This is a genomic window from Streptosporangium sp. NPDC048886 (assembly GCF_055586905.1).
On record NZ_JBVJHH010000019.1, the window covers coordinates 1 to 15,139 of the forward strand.

12 protein-coding genes are annotated in these 15,139 nt (G+C 71.1%); 10 read left to right on the forward strand and 2 right to left on the reverse strand.

Annotation, left to right across the window (positions count from 1 at the left end; all coding sequences use genetic code 11):
• The coding region (locus ACZ6R6_RS23585; protein ID WP_470096591.1) for an NF041680 family putative transposase at positions 1-1,339 on the forward strand (1,339 nt) is incomplete at its 5' end.
• Positions 1,340-1,526: 187 nt separating this feature from the next.
• Here ACZ6R6_RS23585 and ACZ6R6_RS23590 read toward each other — a convergent pair.
• Positions 1,527-2,165 carry a GntR family transcriptional regulator gene (locus ACZ6R6_RS23590; RefSeq protein ID WP_470096593.1) on the reverse strand — a complete coding sequence of 213 codons (639 nt, stop codon included), beginning with the start codon at positions 2,163-2,165 and terminating at the stop codon, positions 1,527-1,529.
• A gap of 110 nt (positions 2,166-2,275) precedes the next feature.
• Here ACZ6R6_RS23590 and ACZ6R6_RS23595 point away from each other — a divergent pair, with 110 nt between their 5' ends.
• Genes ACZ6R6_RS23595 through ACZ6R6_RS23635 form a run of 9 tightly spaced genes read left to right on the forward strand, consistent with a single transcriptional unit; the run spans position 2,276 to position 14,099 of the window.
• Positions 2,276-4,273, forward strand: coding sequence for a beta-galactosidase (locus ACZ6R6_RS23595; RefSeq protein ID WP_470096595.1), 1,998 nt, complete (start codon positions 2,276-2,278; stop codon positions 4,271-4,273).
• Positions 4,270-5,601, forward strand: coding sequence for an aminomethyl-transferring glycine dehydrogenase subunit GcvPA (gene gcvPA, locus ACZ6R6_RS23600; protein WP_470096597.1), 1,332 nt, complete (start codon positions 4,270-4,272; stop codon positions 5,599-5,601). Before ACZ6R6_RS23595 ends, gcvPA begins: the two co-directional genes overlap by 4 nt.
• Positions 5,598-7,157: an aminomethyl-transferring glycine dehydrogenase subunit GcvPB gene (gcvPB, locus tag ACZ6R6_RS23605; protein ID WP_470096599.1), complete on the forward strand. Its 1,560-nt coding sequence runs from the start codon at positions 5,598-5,600 to the stop codon at positions 7,155-7,157. Before gcvPA ends, gcvPB begins: the two co-directional genes overlap by 4 nt.
• Positions 7,154-8,383, forward strand: coding sequence for an ATP-NAD kinase family protein (locus tag ACZ6R6_RS23610; protein WP_470096601.1), 1,230 nt, complete (start codon positions 7,154-7,156; stop codon positions 8,381-8,383). Before gcvPB ends, ACZ6R6_RS23610 begins: the two co-directional genes overlap by 4 nt.
• Entirely contained in the window at positions 8,380-9,135 is a 756-nt protein-coding gene (locus ACZ6R6_RS23615; RefSeq protein ID WP_470096603.1) for an SDR family NAD(P)-dependent oxidoreductase, read from the forward strand. The genes ACZ6R6_RS23610 and ACZ6R6_RS23615 overlap by 4 nt, the downstream gene beginning before the upstream one ends.
• 37 nt (positions 9,136-9,172) lie before the next feature.
• Positions 9,173-10,471 carry an ABC transporter substrate-binding protein gene (locus ACZ6R6_RS23620; RefSeq protein ID WP_470096605.1) on the forward strand — a complete coding sequence of 433 codons (1,299 nt, stop codon included), beginning with the start codon at positions 9,173-9,175 and terminating at the stop codon, positions 10,469-10,471.
• Between the two features lie 5 nt (positions 10,472-10,476).
• The gene (locus ACZ6R6_RS23625; protein ID WP_470096607.1) at positions 10,477-11,415 is read left to right on the forward strand and encodes a carbohydrate ABC transporter permease; all 939 of its coding nucleotides are present in this window, start codon (positions 10,477-10,479) and stop codon (positions 11,413-11,415) included.
• Between the two features lie 12 nt (positions 11,416-11,427).
• The gene (locus ACZ6R6_RS23630; RefSeq protein WP_470096609.1) at positions 11,428-12,288 is read left to right on the forward strand and encodes a carbohydrate ABC transporter permease; all 861 of its coding nucleotides are present in this window, start codon (positions 11,428-11,430) and stop codon (positions 12,286-12,288) included.
• A 2-nt stretch (positions 12,289-12,290) separates the two neighbouring features.
• A complete protein-coding gene (locus tag ACZ6R6_RS23635; protein ID WP_470096611.1) occupies positions 12,291-14,099 on the forward strand; it encodes an amylo-alpha-1,6-glucosidase in 1,809 nt (602 codons plus the stop codon).
• Here ACZ6R6_RS23635 and ACZ6R6_RS23640 read toward each other — a convergent pair.
• Positions 14,090-15,076: a pirin family protein gene (locus ACZ6R6_RS23640; protein ID WP_470096613.1), complete on the reverse strand. Its 987-nt coding sequence runs from the start codon at positions 15,074-15,076 to the stop codon at positions 14,090-14,092. The two genes, ACZ6R6_RS23635 and ACZ6R6_RS23640, sit on opposite strands and share 10 nt — an antisense overlap.
• Positions 15,077-15,139: the final 63 nt, after the last annotated feature.

Here is a 15,139-nt window from a genome sequence, read left to right on the forward strand (position 1 = left end):
CGATGGACCGGTGCGCTCCCTGGTGGAGTTGTCGCTGGTCGGTGAGCATCGCCGTGGTCACGGGGCGTTGTATGCGGCGTTGGAGCGTGGCCGACTGGACATCGGGCGGCTGCGCCGGGCGTTGAGCACGGTGTCCCTGCCCAGAGCGGCTGACGGGCGGCTGGTGCTGGCGGTGGATGTGACCTGCTGGCTGCGGCCGGACGCGCACACCTCACCGGAGCGGATCTTGTGCCATACCTATGGGCGGGGCAAGGACCAGCACATCATGATCCCGGGCTGGCCGTACTCCTTCGTGGTGGCCTTGGAGGAAGGCCGCAGTTCGTGGACCGCGCCACTGGATGCGCTCCGGCTGACGCCTGGGGATGATCTGGCCGCGGTGACCGCTGCCCAGCTGCGCGAGGTGGTCGAGCGGCTGATGGCCGCTGGGCATTGGCGGGCCGGCGACCCAGACATCCTGATCGTGGCCGACGCCGGCTACGACGGCCCTCGCCTGGCCTGGTTGCTGCGTGATCTGCCGGTCCAGATCCTGACCCGGATGCGCTCTGACCGGGTGCTGCGGAGGAGTGCGCCAGCGCGTGTTGCGGGGACCAATGGACGACCGCCACGCCACGGCGGCGAGTTCATTTTCGGCGACCGGGCCAGTTGGGGTGACCCGGATGTGGCCACCCAGACCGACACCCGCCTATACGGACGGGCCACCGCCGCAGCATGGGATCGGCTGCACCCACGGCTCACCCGTCGTGCGGCCTGGGTCGACTCCGTGCAGTTACCGGTGATTGAGGGTACCGTGATCCGTCTGGAGGTGGACCACCTGCCCAGCGGGGCGATCCCGAAACCGGTGTGGCTGTGGTGGTCCCGCGTCGATGCGACGGCCGTCGAGGTGGACCGGATGTGGCAGGCCTTCCTCCGCCGCTTCGACATCGAGCACACCTTCCGGCTGTTGAAGCAGACTCTCGGATGGACGTGTCCCAAGATCCGCGCTCCACAGGCGGCGGATCGGTGGACATGGTTGATCTTGGCCGTCTACACCCAGCTCAGGCTGGCCCGCCCCCTGGCCACCGATCTCCGCCGGCCTTGGGAGAAGCCCGTTTCACCGCACCATCTTTCGCCCGCCCGCGTCCGTCGAGGGTTTCGGCACCTGCGCGCGGCCACGCCCAGCCCCGCCCAAGCGCCGAAACCCTCCCGGCCTGGGCCAGGACGGCCACCCGGCCGGCGCAACAACCAGCCGGCCCCACGCCACGACGTCTACACCACCGCCGGCCTGACCAGCGCGAAGGCCACAACGACGAAACCCAAGCCCAAGAAATCCACTAATCCGCGACCACGACGCACAGGTTAAAGATCAAGCTAGCGCGGCGCGGGACCCGCGCCGCGCCCTCCCGGGAGCCGCTCCGGAGGTGCCGTGGCGGCAGAGGATGCATGGGGACACCCCGGAGGTGCCGTGGCGTCAGGGGTTGCGAAGGGCCGTTCCGGAGGTGCCGTGGCGGCAGAGGACGCGCGGGAGTCGCTCCGGAGGTGCTTGGGTGTCAGGGGATGCGAGACATCATCCGCTCCATGCCGTTGATCCAGTTGTCCCTGAGGGCCGCCGCCGCGCCCTCCAGGTCGCCGTCGATCAGGCACTCGGCCACCCGGCAGTGCTCCTCGGCGGCGCGTTCCATCGGGGTGCTCTCCCCGGTCATCAGGTGGGCGTAGCGGCGCATGCCCGCCTTGACGCTGGTGATCAGGTCGAGTAGCCGCTCGTTGGCGCAGCCGCTGAGCAGCAGGTCGTGCCATTCGTCGTCGTGGCGCTCGATGTCCTGCCGCTCGGCGATGTCGGCCGAGAAGTCCTGGGCGAGCGCGAGCAGCTCCGGGGCGATCCTCCTCAGGTAGGCCGGGTCCGAGCTCTCCAGGGCGAGCACCTCCAGGGCCGCCACGATGGCGCACAGCTCACGGAACTCCTTGCGGCTGACCGGTGCGAATCGGAACCCCCGGCCCTGGTTGCTCTCCAGCACGCCCTCGCCGGCGAGCGTGATCAGTGCCTCGCGCAGCGGGGTGCGGCTGACCCCCAGCTCACCGGCGAGGGCCGCTTCGTTGATGTCGGTCCCCGCAGCGAAGTCGCCCCGGTCGAGCCGGAGCATGAGCTCCTCGCGGATCTGCTCGCGGAGGGGGCGCCGCTCGATCGGCATGGCACTCCTTGGGTTGATCTTGGGCCAAGCGTACCCACTTGACGTGATGCAAAATACTGCACTATGAATTCTGCATTCAAAATATTACATGTCATAGATCGGAGTTACGGGTGGGTCTGACCAGGGTTTCCGGTCTGCTGTTCGGCGGTGACTACAATCCCGAGCAGTGGCCGGAGCACGTCTGGGACGAGGACGCCAGGCTGATGGCCGAGGCCGGGGTGAACATGGCGACCGTCGCGGTCTTCTCCTGGTCCCGCCTCGAACCGAGGCCCGGGGAGTACGACTTCGGCTGGCTGGACCGGATCCTCGACCTGCTCCACGAGCACGGCGTGGCCGCCGACCTGGCCACCGCCACCGCGACCCCGCCGCCCTGGCTGGTGCGCGAGCACCCCGAGGTGCTCCCGGTGGACGCGGGGGGCACGCGCCTGGACTTCGGCTCCCGCCAGAGCTACTGCCCCAGCTCGCCGGTCTTCCGTGACGCCACGGTACGGCTGACGCGGGCGATGGCCGAGCGCTACGCCGACCACCCGGCGCTGGCCATGTGGCACATCGGCAACGAGTACGCCGACCACACGCTCGAATGCTTCTGCGAGGAGTCCGCCCGGCACTTCCGGCGCTGGCTCCAGGCGCGTCATGGATCGGTCCAGGGCCTGAACGCCGCCTGGGGCACCTCCTGCTGGGGCCAGCACTACACCGCGTTCGACCAGGTCAACCCGCCCCGCAAGGCTCCGGGTCCGGTCAATCCGGCCCAGGTCCTCGACTGGCGGCGCTTCTGCTCCGACGCGCTGCTGGAGTGCTTCGAGCTGGAGAAGGCCGTGCTCCGCGAGGTCACCCCGGACATCCCGGTGACCACCAACTTCATGAGCATCCTGCACGGCCTGGACTACTGGAAGTGGGCCGAGGCCGAGGACGTCGTCAGCGACGACGCCTACCCCGACCCCGCCGACCCCGCCTCGCACGTGGCGATCGCGCTCAGCTACGACCTGATGCGGTCGCTGAAACGACAGCCGTGGATCCTGCTGGAGCAGGCGTCGAGCGCGGTGAGCTGGCGCGAGGTCAACGCGCCCAAACCGCCGGGCATGATGCGCCTGCACAGCCTCCAGGCCCTGGCCCACGGGGCCGACGGCGCGATGTTCTTCCAGTGGCGGCAGGCCAAGTACGGTCCGGAGAAGTTCCACTCCGCGCTGCTGCCGCACGGCGGCACCACCTCGCGCGGCTGGCAGGACACGCTGCGGCTGGGGGCCGACCTCGGGCGCCTGGCCGAGATCGCCGGGTCCGAGACGCGCGCCGACGTGGCGCTGGTCCTCGACTGGGACAGCTGGTGGGGCCTGGAGGCCCCCGAGTCGATGCCCTCCAACCGGCTCAGGCTCAAGGAGCTCCTGCAGTCCTGGTACGGGCCGATGCACGCCCGCGGCATCGCGGTCGACCTCGTCCCGGTGGGCCGTGACCTGTCCGGCTACCGCGTGGTGATCGCCCCCAACCTCTACATGTGCACCCCGGAGCAGGCCGAGTGGCTGGCCGCGTTCGGCGGCCACCTCGTCGTCGGCCCGTTCAGCGGCGTCGTCGACCCGGCCGACCAGGTCCACGACGGCGGCGCCCCCGGCCCGCTGCGGGAGCTGCTCGGCCTGGCGGTGGACGAGTTCTGGCCGCTGCCCGACGGACAGCTCCAGCGGGTGCGGTTCGGGGCCGGGGACGGCGGGGCGCCGGCCGTACCGGCACGGACCTGGGCCGAGTGGCTGCGCGTCGAGGACGCCGAGGTGCTCGCCCGCTACGAGGGAGGCGACCTGGACGGCCAGGCGGCGATCACCAGGCGGGGGCGGGCGACCTACCTGAGCTGCCTGCTCGACGATGTCACCCCGGTCCTGTCGGAGGTCCTGGCGGCCGCGGGCGTCCAGCCGGTGGCCGAGGTGCCGCACGGCGTGGAGGCCACCCGCCGGGGCCGCTACCTCTTCCTGCTCAACCACTCGACGACCCCCGCCCCGGTCGACCTGCGGGAGCCGGGGACCGACCTGCTCACCGGCCGCCACCTGAGCGGCCGGATCGACATCCCGCCCCGCGACGCCGTGGTGCTGCGCACCGAGGTCGAGCCAACCGAAGGAGAACGGTGACACACCCCTACATCCCGAACGCCGAACCAGGCGTGCGGGCCGAGATGCTCGCCGCCATCGGCGCCGCGAGCGTCGAGGACCTCTACGCGGTCATCCCGGCCGGCCTCCGCCTCGACCGGCCGCTGGACCTGCCCGAGCCGATGGCCTCCGAGCACGAGCTGGTCGCGCACATGCGCGGGCTGCTGGCGCGCAACACCGACACCACCGAGGCGCTCAGCTTCCTCGGCCACGGCTGCTACCCGCACCACGTCCCGGCCGTCTGCGACGAGGTCAACGGGCGCGGGGAGTTCCTCACCGCCTACGCGGGCGAGCCGTATGAGGACCACGGCCGCTTCCAGGCCATGTTCGAGTACGTCAGCATGATGGCCGAGCTGCTGGAGATGGACGTCGTCAACGTCCCGACCTACGACGGCTACCAGGCGGCCGGGACCGCCATCAGGATGGCGGTCCGCTACACCGGCCGCTCCAAGGTGCTGCTCAGCGGGGCCGTCAGCGCCGACAAGATGAGCAAGCTGCGCGACTTCCTCGACCACGACGTCGAGCTCGTCATCGCCCCGGTCGGGGCGGGCGGCGAGATCGGTGACGTGGAGATCGACGAGACCTTCGCCGCGATCTACCTGGAGACCCCGAACGTCTACGGCGTCGTGGAGACGCGCGGCCGCGAGCTCGCCGACCTCGCGCACGGCGTCGGCGCGCTCCTGGTCGTCTCGGCCGACCCGATCTCGCTGGGCGTGCTCGCCCCGCCCGCCGCCTACGGCGCGGACATCGCCTGCGGGGACATCCAGTCGCTCGGCATGCACCAGAGCTACGGCGGCGGCCACGCCGGATACATCGCCACCCGCGACGAGGAGCGCCTGGTCGCCGAGATCCCCTCGCGGCTGTTCGGCATCGCGCCCACCGCGGTGCCCGGCGAGTACGGTTTCGGCGACGTCTTCTACGACCGGACCTCCTTCGCCCACCGCGAGGAGGGCAAGGAATGGGTGGGCACCGCGGCCGCCCTGTGGGGCATCACCGCCGGGGTCTACCTCGCGCTGATGGGGCCCGAGGGCATGCGCGAGCTCGGCGAGACGGTCCTGGCCCGCACCCGCTACGCGATGGACCGCCTCGCGGGCGCCGGAGCCCGGGTGCTCCACCCCGACGCCGTCCACTTCCGCGAGTTCGCGATCGAGGTGCCCTCCTCCGACGGGCTCCTGGCCGCGCTGCGCGAGCGCGGCATCTTCGGCGGCGTCCGGCTGGACGACCGCACGCTGCTGGTCTGCGTGACCGAGCGGCACTCCAAGGACGACATCGACCGGCTGGCGGCAGCCGTACAGGAGGAACTGTCGTGAGTGGGCACGCGGGAGAGTCGTTCGCGGAGCTGCCGGTGGCGCCCAAGCCGCCGCTGCGCCGCTTCCACCAGGCTCGCTGGGACGAGCCGATCATCTTCGAGCAGTCGCGTCCCGGCCGCCGGGGCATCGCCGTACCGGCCGCGGGGGTGCCCGCGGTGGAGCTGCCCGCCTCGGTACGGCGGGCCGAGCCGCCCAAGCTGCCCGAGATGTCGCAGCTGCACGTGCTGCGGCACTACGTCCGGCTGTCGCAGGAGAACCTGGGTGTCGACCAGGCCATCGCGGTCGGCCAGGGCACCTGCACCATGAAGTACAGCCCCAAGGTCAACGACCGCTTCGTCAACGACCCCAAGGTGGCCGAGCTCCACCCGCTCCAGCCCGACGACACCGTGCAGGGCGTCCTGGAGGTCTACTGGCGGCTGGAGAAGATCCTGGCCGAGATCTCCGGGATGCACCGGGTCTCGCTCCAGCCCGCCTCCGGGTCGGCGGCGATCTACGCCAACATCGCGATGATCCGCGCCTACCACGCCTCGCGCGGCGAGGGGCGGCAGCGGGACCAGGTCATCACCACGATGTTCTCCCACCCGTCCAACGCGGCCTGCGCCAAGACCGCCGGGTACGAGGTCATCACGTTGATGCCCGACGAGAACGGCTACCCCGACATCGAGGCCCTGCGCGCCGCCGTCGGCCCCCGCACCGCGGCCCTGATGATCACCAATCCCGAGGACACAGGCATCTTCAACCCGCGCATCGAGGAGTTCGTCTCCCTGGTGCACGGGGCCGGCGGCCTGGCCTGCTACGACCAGGCCAACGCCAACGGCATCCTGGGCATCACCCGCGCCGCCGACGCCGGGTTCGACCTGTGCCACTTCAACCTGCACAAGACCTTCTCCACCCCGCACTCGTGCGGCGGTCCGGCGGGCGGGGCGAGCGGCGTCTCCGAGCGGCTCGCGCCGTTCCTGCCCGGCCCGACCGTGGAGTTCGACGGGTCGAGGTATCACCTCGACGCCGACCGCCCGCAGTCGGTCGGCAAGATGCGCCCCTTCCTCGGCGTCACCCCGAACGTGGTCCGCGCCTACGCCTGGGTCATGGCGCTGGGAGCCGAGGGCCTGCGCGAGGTCGCCGAGACCGCGGTGCTCAACAACAACTACCTGATGCACAAGATCCTGAGCATCCCCGGCGCCTCGGCGCCCTGGGGCGAGAAGCGCCTGGAGCAGGTCCGCTACTCCTGGCAGGGGCTGTTCGAGGAGACGGGCGTGCACTCGGAGGAGATCGGCGTCCGCGCCGCGGACTTCGGCGTGCACTACTGGACCAGCCACCACCCCTACCTGGTCCCCGAGCCCTTCACCCTGGAGCCGACGGAGTCGTACTCCAAGGAGGACCTCGACGAGTACGCCGCGATCCTCGCCCACGTCGCCGACGAGGCCCGCCGCGACCCCGAGCACGTCAAGGGCGCCCCCTACAACCAGACGGTCCACAAGATCGATCAGACGTCACTGGACGACCCCAAGCAGTGGTCGCCCACCTGGCGCGCCTACACCCGTAAGCACCTGGCATGACCGCTGACCGGCCGACGCCCCCCGCCGCGTCCCGGGTCCTCCCGGGACCGGCGGCCTCCGCCCCGTCTCCCGCCGCCCCGGCGGCGCCCGTGCCCGCGGGCGGAGAGGTCCTCACGGTCGGGCTGATCGTCAACCCGGTCGCGGGGATCGGCGGACCGGCCGGTCTCAAGGGCAGCGACGGTGCCGACGTCCAGCGGGAGGCCCTGGCCCGGGGGTCCCGCCCCGGGGCCGGCGACCGCGCGGCGCAGGCCGTGCGGACCCTGCTGGCCCGGCGTCCCGGCACGCGGATCCGCACCGTCGCGGGGTCGATGGGCGAGGACAGCGCGCGGGCGGCCGGGGCGGTCCCGGAGCTGCTGCGGCTCGTCCCCGGCGACCCGTCGTCTTCGCGGGACACGGTGGCGGCCGTCGAGGCCATGAAGGACGTCGACCTGCTGCTGTTCGCCGGAGGCGACGGCACCGCCAGGGACGTGCTCGACGGCTCGCCGTCCTGCCCGGTGCTCGGCGTCCCGGCGGGGGTGAAGGTCTACTCCGGCTGTTTCGCGCTCAGCCCCGCCACGGCGGGGGCGACGGCCGCCGAGTTCGACGGGCGGACGGCCGAGGCCGAGGTGGTGGACCTCGACGAGGAGACCTACCGGCGGGGCCGGGTCGGTCCCCGGCTCTACGGCACCCTGCGCGTGCCCGCCGCCAGGGCGCGGCTGTCGGGCCGCAAGGTCGGGTCGTCCTCGGCCGCCCCCGGGTCGGCCGAGAGCATCGCCCGGGAGGTCGTGGCCCGGATGCGGCCCGGCGTCCGCTACGTCCTCGGCCCCGGCGCCACCACCATGGCCGTCGGCCGCCGGCTCGGCCTGGCCACCACGCTGCTCGGCGTGGACGTGGTCCAGGACGGCGAGCTGGTCGCCGCCGACGTGACCGAGCGGGAGCTTCTCGATCTCGCCGGCGGGGGCGAGACCCACGCCGTCGTCTCGGTGATCGGGGGCCAGGGGTTCGTGCTCGGCCGGGGCAACCAGCAGATCAGCCCCGCCGTACTGAAAAAGATCATGACCTCCGGAGGGCTGACCGTCCTGGCCACCCAGCAGAAGCTCGCCGGCCTCGGCGGGCGCCCGCTGCTGGCCGACACCGGAGACCCGGAGGCGGACGCCCTGGTCGGCGGTCACGTCTCCGTCATCACCGGATATCGCGAGAGCGCGATGTACCGGATCCGTTCCGCGACTGAGGAGTTCCCGGCATGACCACCCTGACTGACAAGGTCGCCATCGTCACCGGCGGTGCCTCCGGCATCGGCCGGGCCACCGCGCTGCTGTTCGCCCGCCAGGGCGCGGCCGTCGTGGTCGCCGACCTCGACGGCCCCGGTGCCGCGGCGGTGGCCGGGGAGATCGAGGCCGAGGGCGGCAGGGCCGTGCCGGTCACGGCGGACGTGGCCGCGGAGGAGGACTGCGCGCGCGCCGTGCGGACCGCGGTGGAGACCTTCGGCGGCCTGCACGTGCTGTTCAACAACGCCGGGATCATCCGCCGGACCACCGCCCTGGACATCACGGCCGACGAGTGGGACCGGGTCATGGCGGTCAACGTCCGCTCGGTCTTCCTCATGTGCAAGCACGCGATCCCCGCCATGAAGGACGGCGGCTCGATCGTGAACACCGGCTCCGGCTGGGGCCTCAAGGGCGGCGGCAACGCCATCTCCTACTGCGCGTCCAAGGCCGCCGTGGTCAACATGACCCGCGCCCTGGCCATCGACCACGCCAAGGCCGGCATCCGCGTCAACTCGGTCAACCCCGGCGACACCGACACCCCGATGCTCCGCGAGGAGGCCCGCCAGCTCTCGGAGGACTGGGCCGCCTTCGCCGCCGACGCCGCCGACCGCCCGATGGGCCGCTCCGGCACCCCGGACGAGATCGCCCAGGCCGTCCTCTTCCTGGCGAGTGACGCCGCCAGCTACGTCACCGGCGCGGCCCTGGTCGTCGACGGTGGCGGACTCGCCTAACCCACCCCCCGAAAATCCCACCCCCAGGAGGCACACCGTGTCTTTCCCCATTTCCAAGAAGGCCATGGCCGCAGCGGCCCTGGCACTGCTCACCACCGCCGCCTGCAGCGGGAACGGCGGCTCGACCGCCAGTGGCCCGGCCGCCGGCGGGAAGGTCACCATCCGGTGGTCGACCTGGGGCTCGGCCGAGGACGTCGCGCTCTACAAGGGCTTCAACGACGACTTCATGAAGCGCCACCCGAACATCGTGCTGAAGATGGAGACGGTCCCCAGGTACGAGGACTACCACCCCAAGCTCCTGACCCAGCTCACCTCCAAGACCGCGCCCGACGTCTTCTTCGTCGGTGACGACAACGTCGGCAAGTTCGTCGCCGCCAGGGTGCTCGCCCCGCTCAACGACAAGCTCGCCGGCCCGGACAGCAAGAGCAAGCCGGAAGACTTCTTCGACGGCATCTACGGCGGGGCCAAGAAGGACGGCCAGATCTACGGCGTCCCGAACGACACCAATCCCGAGGTGCTCTGGTACGGCAAGAAGGCGCTCAAGGAGGCCGGGATCACCGAGGACCCGGCCGAGCTGAACGCGGCCGGCAAGTGGACCATGGCCAAATACCTCGAGATGAACGCCAAGCTCAAGGCAGCCGGCAAGGCCGGCTCGATCTTCTGGAACTGGTACGGCTCGACCTACAGCGTCATCAGCGGTTTCGGCGGCAAGGTGTGGGACGGCGGCAAGTTCGTCGCCACCACCGACCCCAAGTCGCGCGAGGCCCTGCAGACCCTGGCCAAGGGCTACGCCGACAAGACCTTCCTGTCGGCGGACGTGCTGCCCGCCAGCAACGGTGCCAACACCCAGTTCATCCGGAGCAAGGCCGGGTTCTTCGCCGGTGGCCGGTGGATGATCGACGTGGTGAAGAAGGGCGGCGACCTGCCCAACTACGACATCGTGCCGTTCCCGTCGGAGACCGGCCAGCCGATGCCCGGCGCGGTCGCGGCCTCCTACCTGGCGCTCAACAAGGACTCCAAGAACGCCAAGGAGGCCTTCACCTTCCTGACCGAGTTCGTCAGCAAGGAGGGCCAGCTCCTGCGCCTGAAGAACGGCGGCGCGGTCCCCTCGATCAAGGGCGCCGAGCAGGTCGTGCTGGAGGGCGGCTACCCCGCGCACGCCCAGACGTTCCTGGACGTCCGTGACACCGGCTTCGCCAACTACTCCGACGAGGTCGCGGTGCCCGGCCTCACCAAGGACATCAACGACCACCTGCTGAAGGTCTGGACCGGCAAGGTCGCCTTCGAGCAGGGCATGACCGAGCTCCAGTCCCTCGTCGACGGCAAGCTCGGATAGCGGCCGTGGGCGCCGTCACCTCGGCGCGCCCCGCCGCCAAACCCCGGCCCGCGCGCGCGACGACGCGCGTGCGGAGCCGGGACGGCTGGTGGGCCGCGCTCTTCCTCGCCCCGCAGGTCCTCGGCCTGCTCGCCTTCCTGGTCCTCCCGCTCGGGTTCGCGATCGCGCTCGCGTTCATGAAGTGGGACGGGCTGGGTGAGATGTCCTGGGTCGGCTTCGACAACTTCGCCGCCCAGCTCTCCGACCCCGACTTCGGCACAGCCGTCTGGAACACCGTCAAACTCGCCGTCCTGACCGTCCCGGTGGGCCTGGTGCTCGCGCTGCTCGTCGCGATCGCGCTGAACAACGTCCGGGGCAAGACGTTCTACCGGGTCGTCTACTTCATGCCGGTGGTGACCAGCTCGGTCGCGGTGGCCGTGATGTGGCAGGTCATCCTGGCCAGCGGCGACTACGGCGTGCTCAACAGCACCGTCCACGACTGGTTCGGGATCACGTTGCCCAACTGGCTGGACGACCCGGACTGGGTCATCGTGGCCATCGCGATCGTGACCGTCTGGTCCTCGCTCGGCCTCAACGTCGTGATCTTCCTGGCCGGGCTGCAGACCATCCCGCCGTCGTTGACGGAGGCCGCCCGTATCGACGGCGCCGGCCCGGTCCGGATCTTCCGGTCGGTGACGCTGCCGATGATCTCCCCGACCATCTTCTTCTCCACCGTGGTCGCGGTGATCAGCTCCTTCCAGGCGTTCGACCAGATCTACGTGCTGGTCAACCCCGACCACAACGACGGCGCCCGCACGATCGTCTACCAGGTCTACGACCTGGGTTTCCAGAAGTTCGAGTTCGGCATGAGCAGCGCCGCCGCGCTGATCCTGCTGGCGCTGACGCTGCTCGTCACCCTCGTCCAGTTCGGAGTGCAGAAGCGCTTCGTCCACTACGACTCCTAAGGGGATACGTCGATGGCTGTGATCCCCCGCCCCTCCGGCGTCCCCGTCCCCCGCCGGCTGGGCCAGGTCGCCCTGCACGCCACGCTCGTCGCCGGCGGGCTGGTGATGCTGTTCCCGTTCGTCTGGATGCTGCTGACGTCGTTCAAGGGCGCGCACCAGATGATCAACTCTCCGCTCGACTGGCTGCCCAACCCCTGGCGGGCGCAGAACTATCCCGACGCGTTCGGCGCGCTGCCCTTCGCCCAGGCTTACTGGAACAGCTTCTACATCGCGGTCGTCAACGTGGTCCTCACCCTGATCACCTCCGCGATGGCCGCCTACGCCTTCGCCCGGATCCGCTTCCGCGGCTCCGGCCTGCTGTTCGGCCTGTTCCTGGCGACCCAGATGGTGCCACAACAGGTGATCATCGTCCCGCTCTACCTGATGCTGTCGAAGCTCGGCTGGATCGACTCCCACCTGGCGCTGATCGTGCCCGGCTTCGTCAATCCCTTCGCGGTCTTCCTGCTGCGGCAGTTCATCCGGGCGGTCCCGATCGAGCTGGAGGAGGCCGCCCGCCTCGACGGCGCCGGTCGCTGGACGATCTTCTGGCGGGTCGTGCTGCCCAACGTCAGACCCGGTATGGGCGCGCTCGGCATCATCGTCTTCCTGGCGAGCTGGAACAGCTTCTTCTTCCCGCTGATCTTCCTGAACTCGCCGGAGCTGGCCACCGTGCCGCTGCTGGTCAGTCAGTTCGCCGGGCAGCACGGCGCCACCGACTACAACCTCATCCTCGCCGCCTCGGCCATCTCGGTCATCCCGATGATGATCGCCTTCCTGATCGGCCAGCGGCGCATCCTCAACAGCATGGCCATGTCCGGCCTGGGAGGACGCTGACAATGCTCGACCTTCGCGAGCGGCCCTTCACCGAGCGCGGCTCCCGGCTGCTGGTGATGGCCGCCGATGACGGCTCGCTCTGGATCGCCCGCGCCGAGTACGAGACCCGGCTGTCGGAGACGACCGTGCTCACTGGCCTGCGGGTGTTCTCCGGCGGTGCGGAGCTGCCCGTACGGCAGGCGCGCGCCGACCGCGTCTCCTTCGAGGGAGGCGTGGACCTGGTCTTCGCCGACGCCGAGACGCTGGTGCTGACCGGTTCGGGGGCCCGCGCGGTCTGGGACGGCGGCGCGGTGGAGATCGACGGAGCCCGCGTGCTGGTGGGGGAGGCGCGACCGTACGACGGTGCCGCCCTGCTGGAGAGCGCAGCGCGCCGCTGGCGGGAGTGGTCCGGCCGGATGCCGGCCGTGCCGGAGGGGCTGCGGGAGCGGGCCGAGCAGGCGTGGTGGACGCTCGGCGTGAACCTGCTGCCCATCGGCTCCGCGGGCGGCCGGGAGGGAGTTGTCCCATCCAAGTTCGGATATGTCGGCATCTGGAACTGGGACTCCTACTTCCACGCCGTCGCCCTGCGCCACGCCGATCCCGAGCTGGCCCGTGACCAGATCCGCATCCTGCTCGACCACCAGCGTCCCGACGGCCTCATCCCCGACGTGGTCCACGACCTGGGCGTGCTCGCCGAGACCACCGACCTGCCCCGCTCCGACCACATCCGCCTGGCCCAGCACGTCGGCCAGGCGGGAGGGGCGGACTCCGAGGGCGCCCGGCCGGTCGGCGGAGCCGAGCCGGTCGACGGGGCGCGGGGGGAGGACCCGGGGCGTCCGGAAGGGGCCGCCGAGCCGATCGGCGGCGTCGTCCCGGTCACCAAGCCCCCGCTGACGGCCTGGGCCGTCTGGAAGATCCACGAGGTGGCCCCGGACCTGGACTTCCTCGCCGAGGTCTACGGGCCGATCGCCCGCTCGCACGAGTGGTGGCTGACCGTCTCCGACCCCGACGGCGACGGGCTGGCCGAGTATCTCCATCCCTACTCCTCCGGTCTGGACGACAGCCCGATCTGGGACCACGGTCCCCGGGCCGAACCCCCGGACCTCAACTCCTACCTGGCTCTGCAGGCCGACCGGCTGGGCGACATCGCCGAGGCGCTGGGCCGTACCGGGGAGGCGCGGCTCTGGCGGGAGCGGGCGGCCGAGCACGTCGAGCTGCTGGTGGCCAGGCGCTGGAACGGCAGCCGCTTCGTGACCCTGTCGAAGGCGGCCCGCCGTACGGCGGCGCCGGACGCCACCGCCCGGCCGACCGCCGTGGTGGCGCCGTCGGCGAAGGTCGCTGCGGAGGCGGGGACGCAGGAGAAGGTCACCGGACAGGTCCGCGCGCCGGGGAACGCCGCCGGGGCGGCGGGGGCGCGGGCGGGCGAGGTGGAGGTGGCCACCCGGACCCCGCTGGAGCTGATGCCGCTGTTCACCGGCCGCCTCCCCGAGGAGATCGCCGGGCGGCTGGTGGCCGACCTGCTCTCCCCGGCTTTCTGGGCCGAGCGCCCGGTGCCCACGGTCGCCTTCGACGACCCGGCCTTCGACCCCGACGCCATGTGGCGCGGCCCGGTCTGGCTCAACGTCAACTACCTGTTGATCGAGGGTCTGCGCCGCTCGGGCCACGCCGAGGTCGCCGACGAGCTGACCAGGCGGACCCTGGACATGGTGAACGCCGGTGGCGGCCTGTACGAATACTGGAACCCGCTCACCGGCGCCCGTGCGGCCCGCGCGACCAGCGGCTTCGGTTGGTCCTCCGCCCTCTTCCTGGACCTGGCCGCCGCTCAGGCGTGAGCGGCGGGGATGGTGCCCAGGCGGCCGGCCTGGTAGTCCTCGAAGGCCTTGACCAGTTCCTCCTGGGTGTTCATCACGAACGGGCCGTAGTGCGCGACCGGCTCGCCGATCGGGCGGCCGCCCAGCACGATGACCTCCAGGTTGGGGCTGCGGCTCTCCTGGGTCGCCGACGCCGAGACGGTGACGGTCTCACCGTCGGTGCCGAGGCCCGGCAGGGTGCCGAAGCCGTCGAAGACCGCCAGCTGGCCAGACTCGATGGGCTGCCGGTCGGCGCCGACCGAGCCCCGTCCGGACAGGACGTAGGCGAGGGCGTTGAAGTCCTTGCGCCAGGGCAGCGTGAGGCGGGAGCCGGGGCTGAGGGAGGCGTGCAGCAGGGTGATCGGCGTCCTGGTGCTGCCGGGGCCGGTGAAGCCGCCGACCTCGCCGGCGATCAGGCGGACCAGCGCCCCGCCGTCGTGGCTGCTGAGCAGGACGACGTTGGACCTGCCGATGTCCTGGTAGTTGGGCGCGACCATCTTCTGGCTGCCCGGCAGGTTGACCCAGAGCTGGATGCCGTGGAACAGGCCGCCCTGGTTGACCAGCCACTCCGGGGGAGCCTCCTTGTGCAGGATGCCCCCGCCGGCGGTCATCCACTGGGTGTCGCCGTCGGAGATCGTGCCGCCGCCGCCGTGGGAGTCGGCGTGGTCCATCACGCCGTCGATCATGTAGGTGACGGTCTCGAAGCCCCGGTGCGGGTGCCAGGGAGTGCCCTTGGGCTCACCCGGCGCGTACTCCACCTCGCCCATCTGGTCCATCATGATGAACGGGTCGAGATACTGGGGCTTGATCGTCGCCAGCGCCTTGCGCACCGGGAAGCCCTCGCCCTCGAATCCGCTGGGCGCGGTGGTCACGGCCAGCACCTCGCGCTCGCGCACGGCGTCGAGCGGCTGGGTCAGCCGGGGCAGGGTCAACGGGTTCTCTACGGTCACGGCGGGCATATCGGGCTCCTTCCTGCGAGACTCGCTGGTACCAACTCAGTTGATTCTTCAACTATTCCGCAG

Excerpts from the sequence above, each read along its gene's own strand:
- ACZ6R6_RS23590 (WP_470096593.1), bottom strand. The coding sequence starts at position 2,165 with ATGCCGATCGAGCGGCGCCCCCTCCGCGAGCAGATCCGCGAGGAGCTC.
- ACZ6R6_RS23610 (WP_470096601.1), top strand. The coding sequence starts at position 7,154 with ATGACCGCTGACCGGCCGACGCCCCCCGCCGCGTCCCGGGTCCTCCCG.
- ACZ6R6_RS23615 (WP_470096603.1), top strand. The coding sequence starts at position 8,380 with ATGACCACCCTGACTGACAAGGTCGCCATCGTCACCGGCGGTGCCTCC.
- ACZ6R6_RS23630 (WP_470096609.1), top strand. The coding sequence starts at position 11,428 with ATGGCTGTGATCCCCCGCCCCTCCGGCGTCCCCGTCCCCCGCCGGCTG.
- ACZ6R6_RS23635 (WP_470096611.1), top strand. The coding sequence starts at position 12,291 with ATGCTCGACCTTCGCGAGCGGCCCTTCACCGAGCGCGGCTCCCGGCTG.
- ACZ6R6_RS23640 (WP_470096613.1), bottom strand. The coding sequence starts at position 15,076 with ATGCCCGCCGTGACCGTAGAGAACCCGTTGACCCTGCCCCGGCTGACC.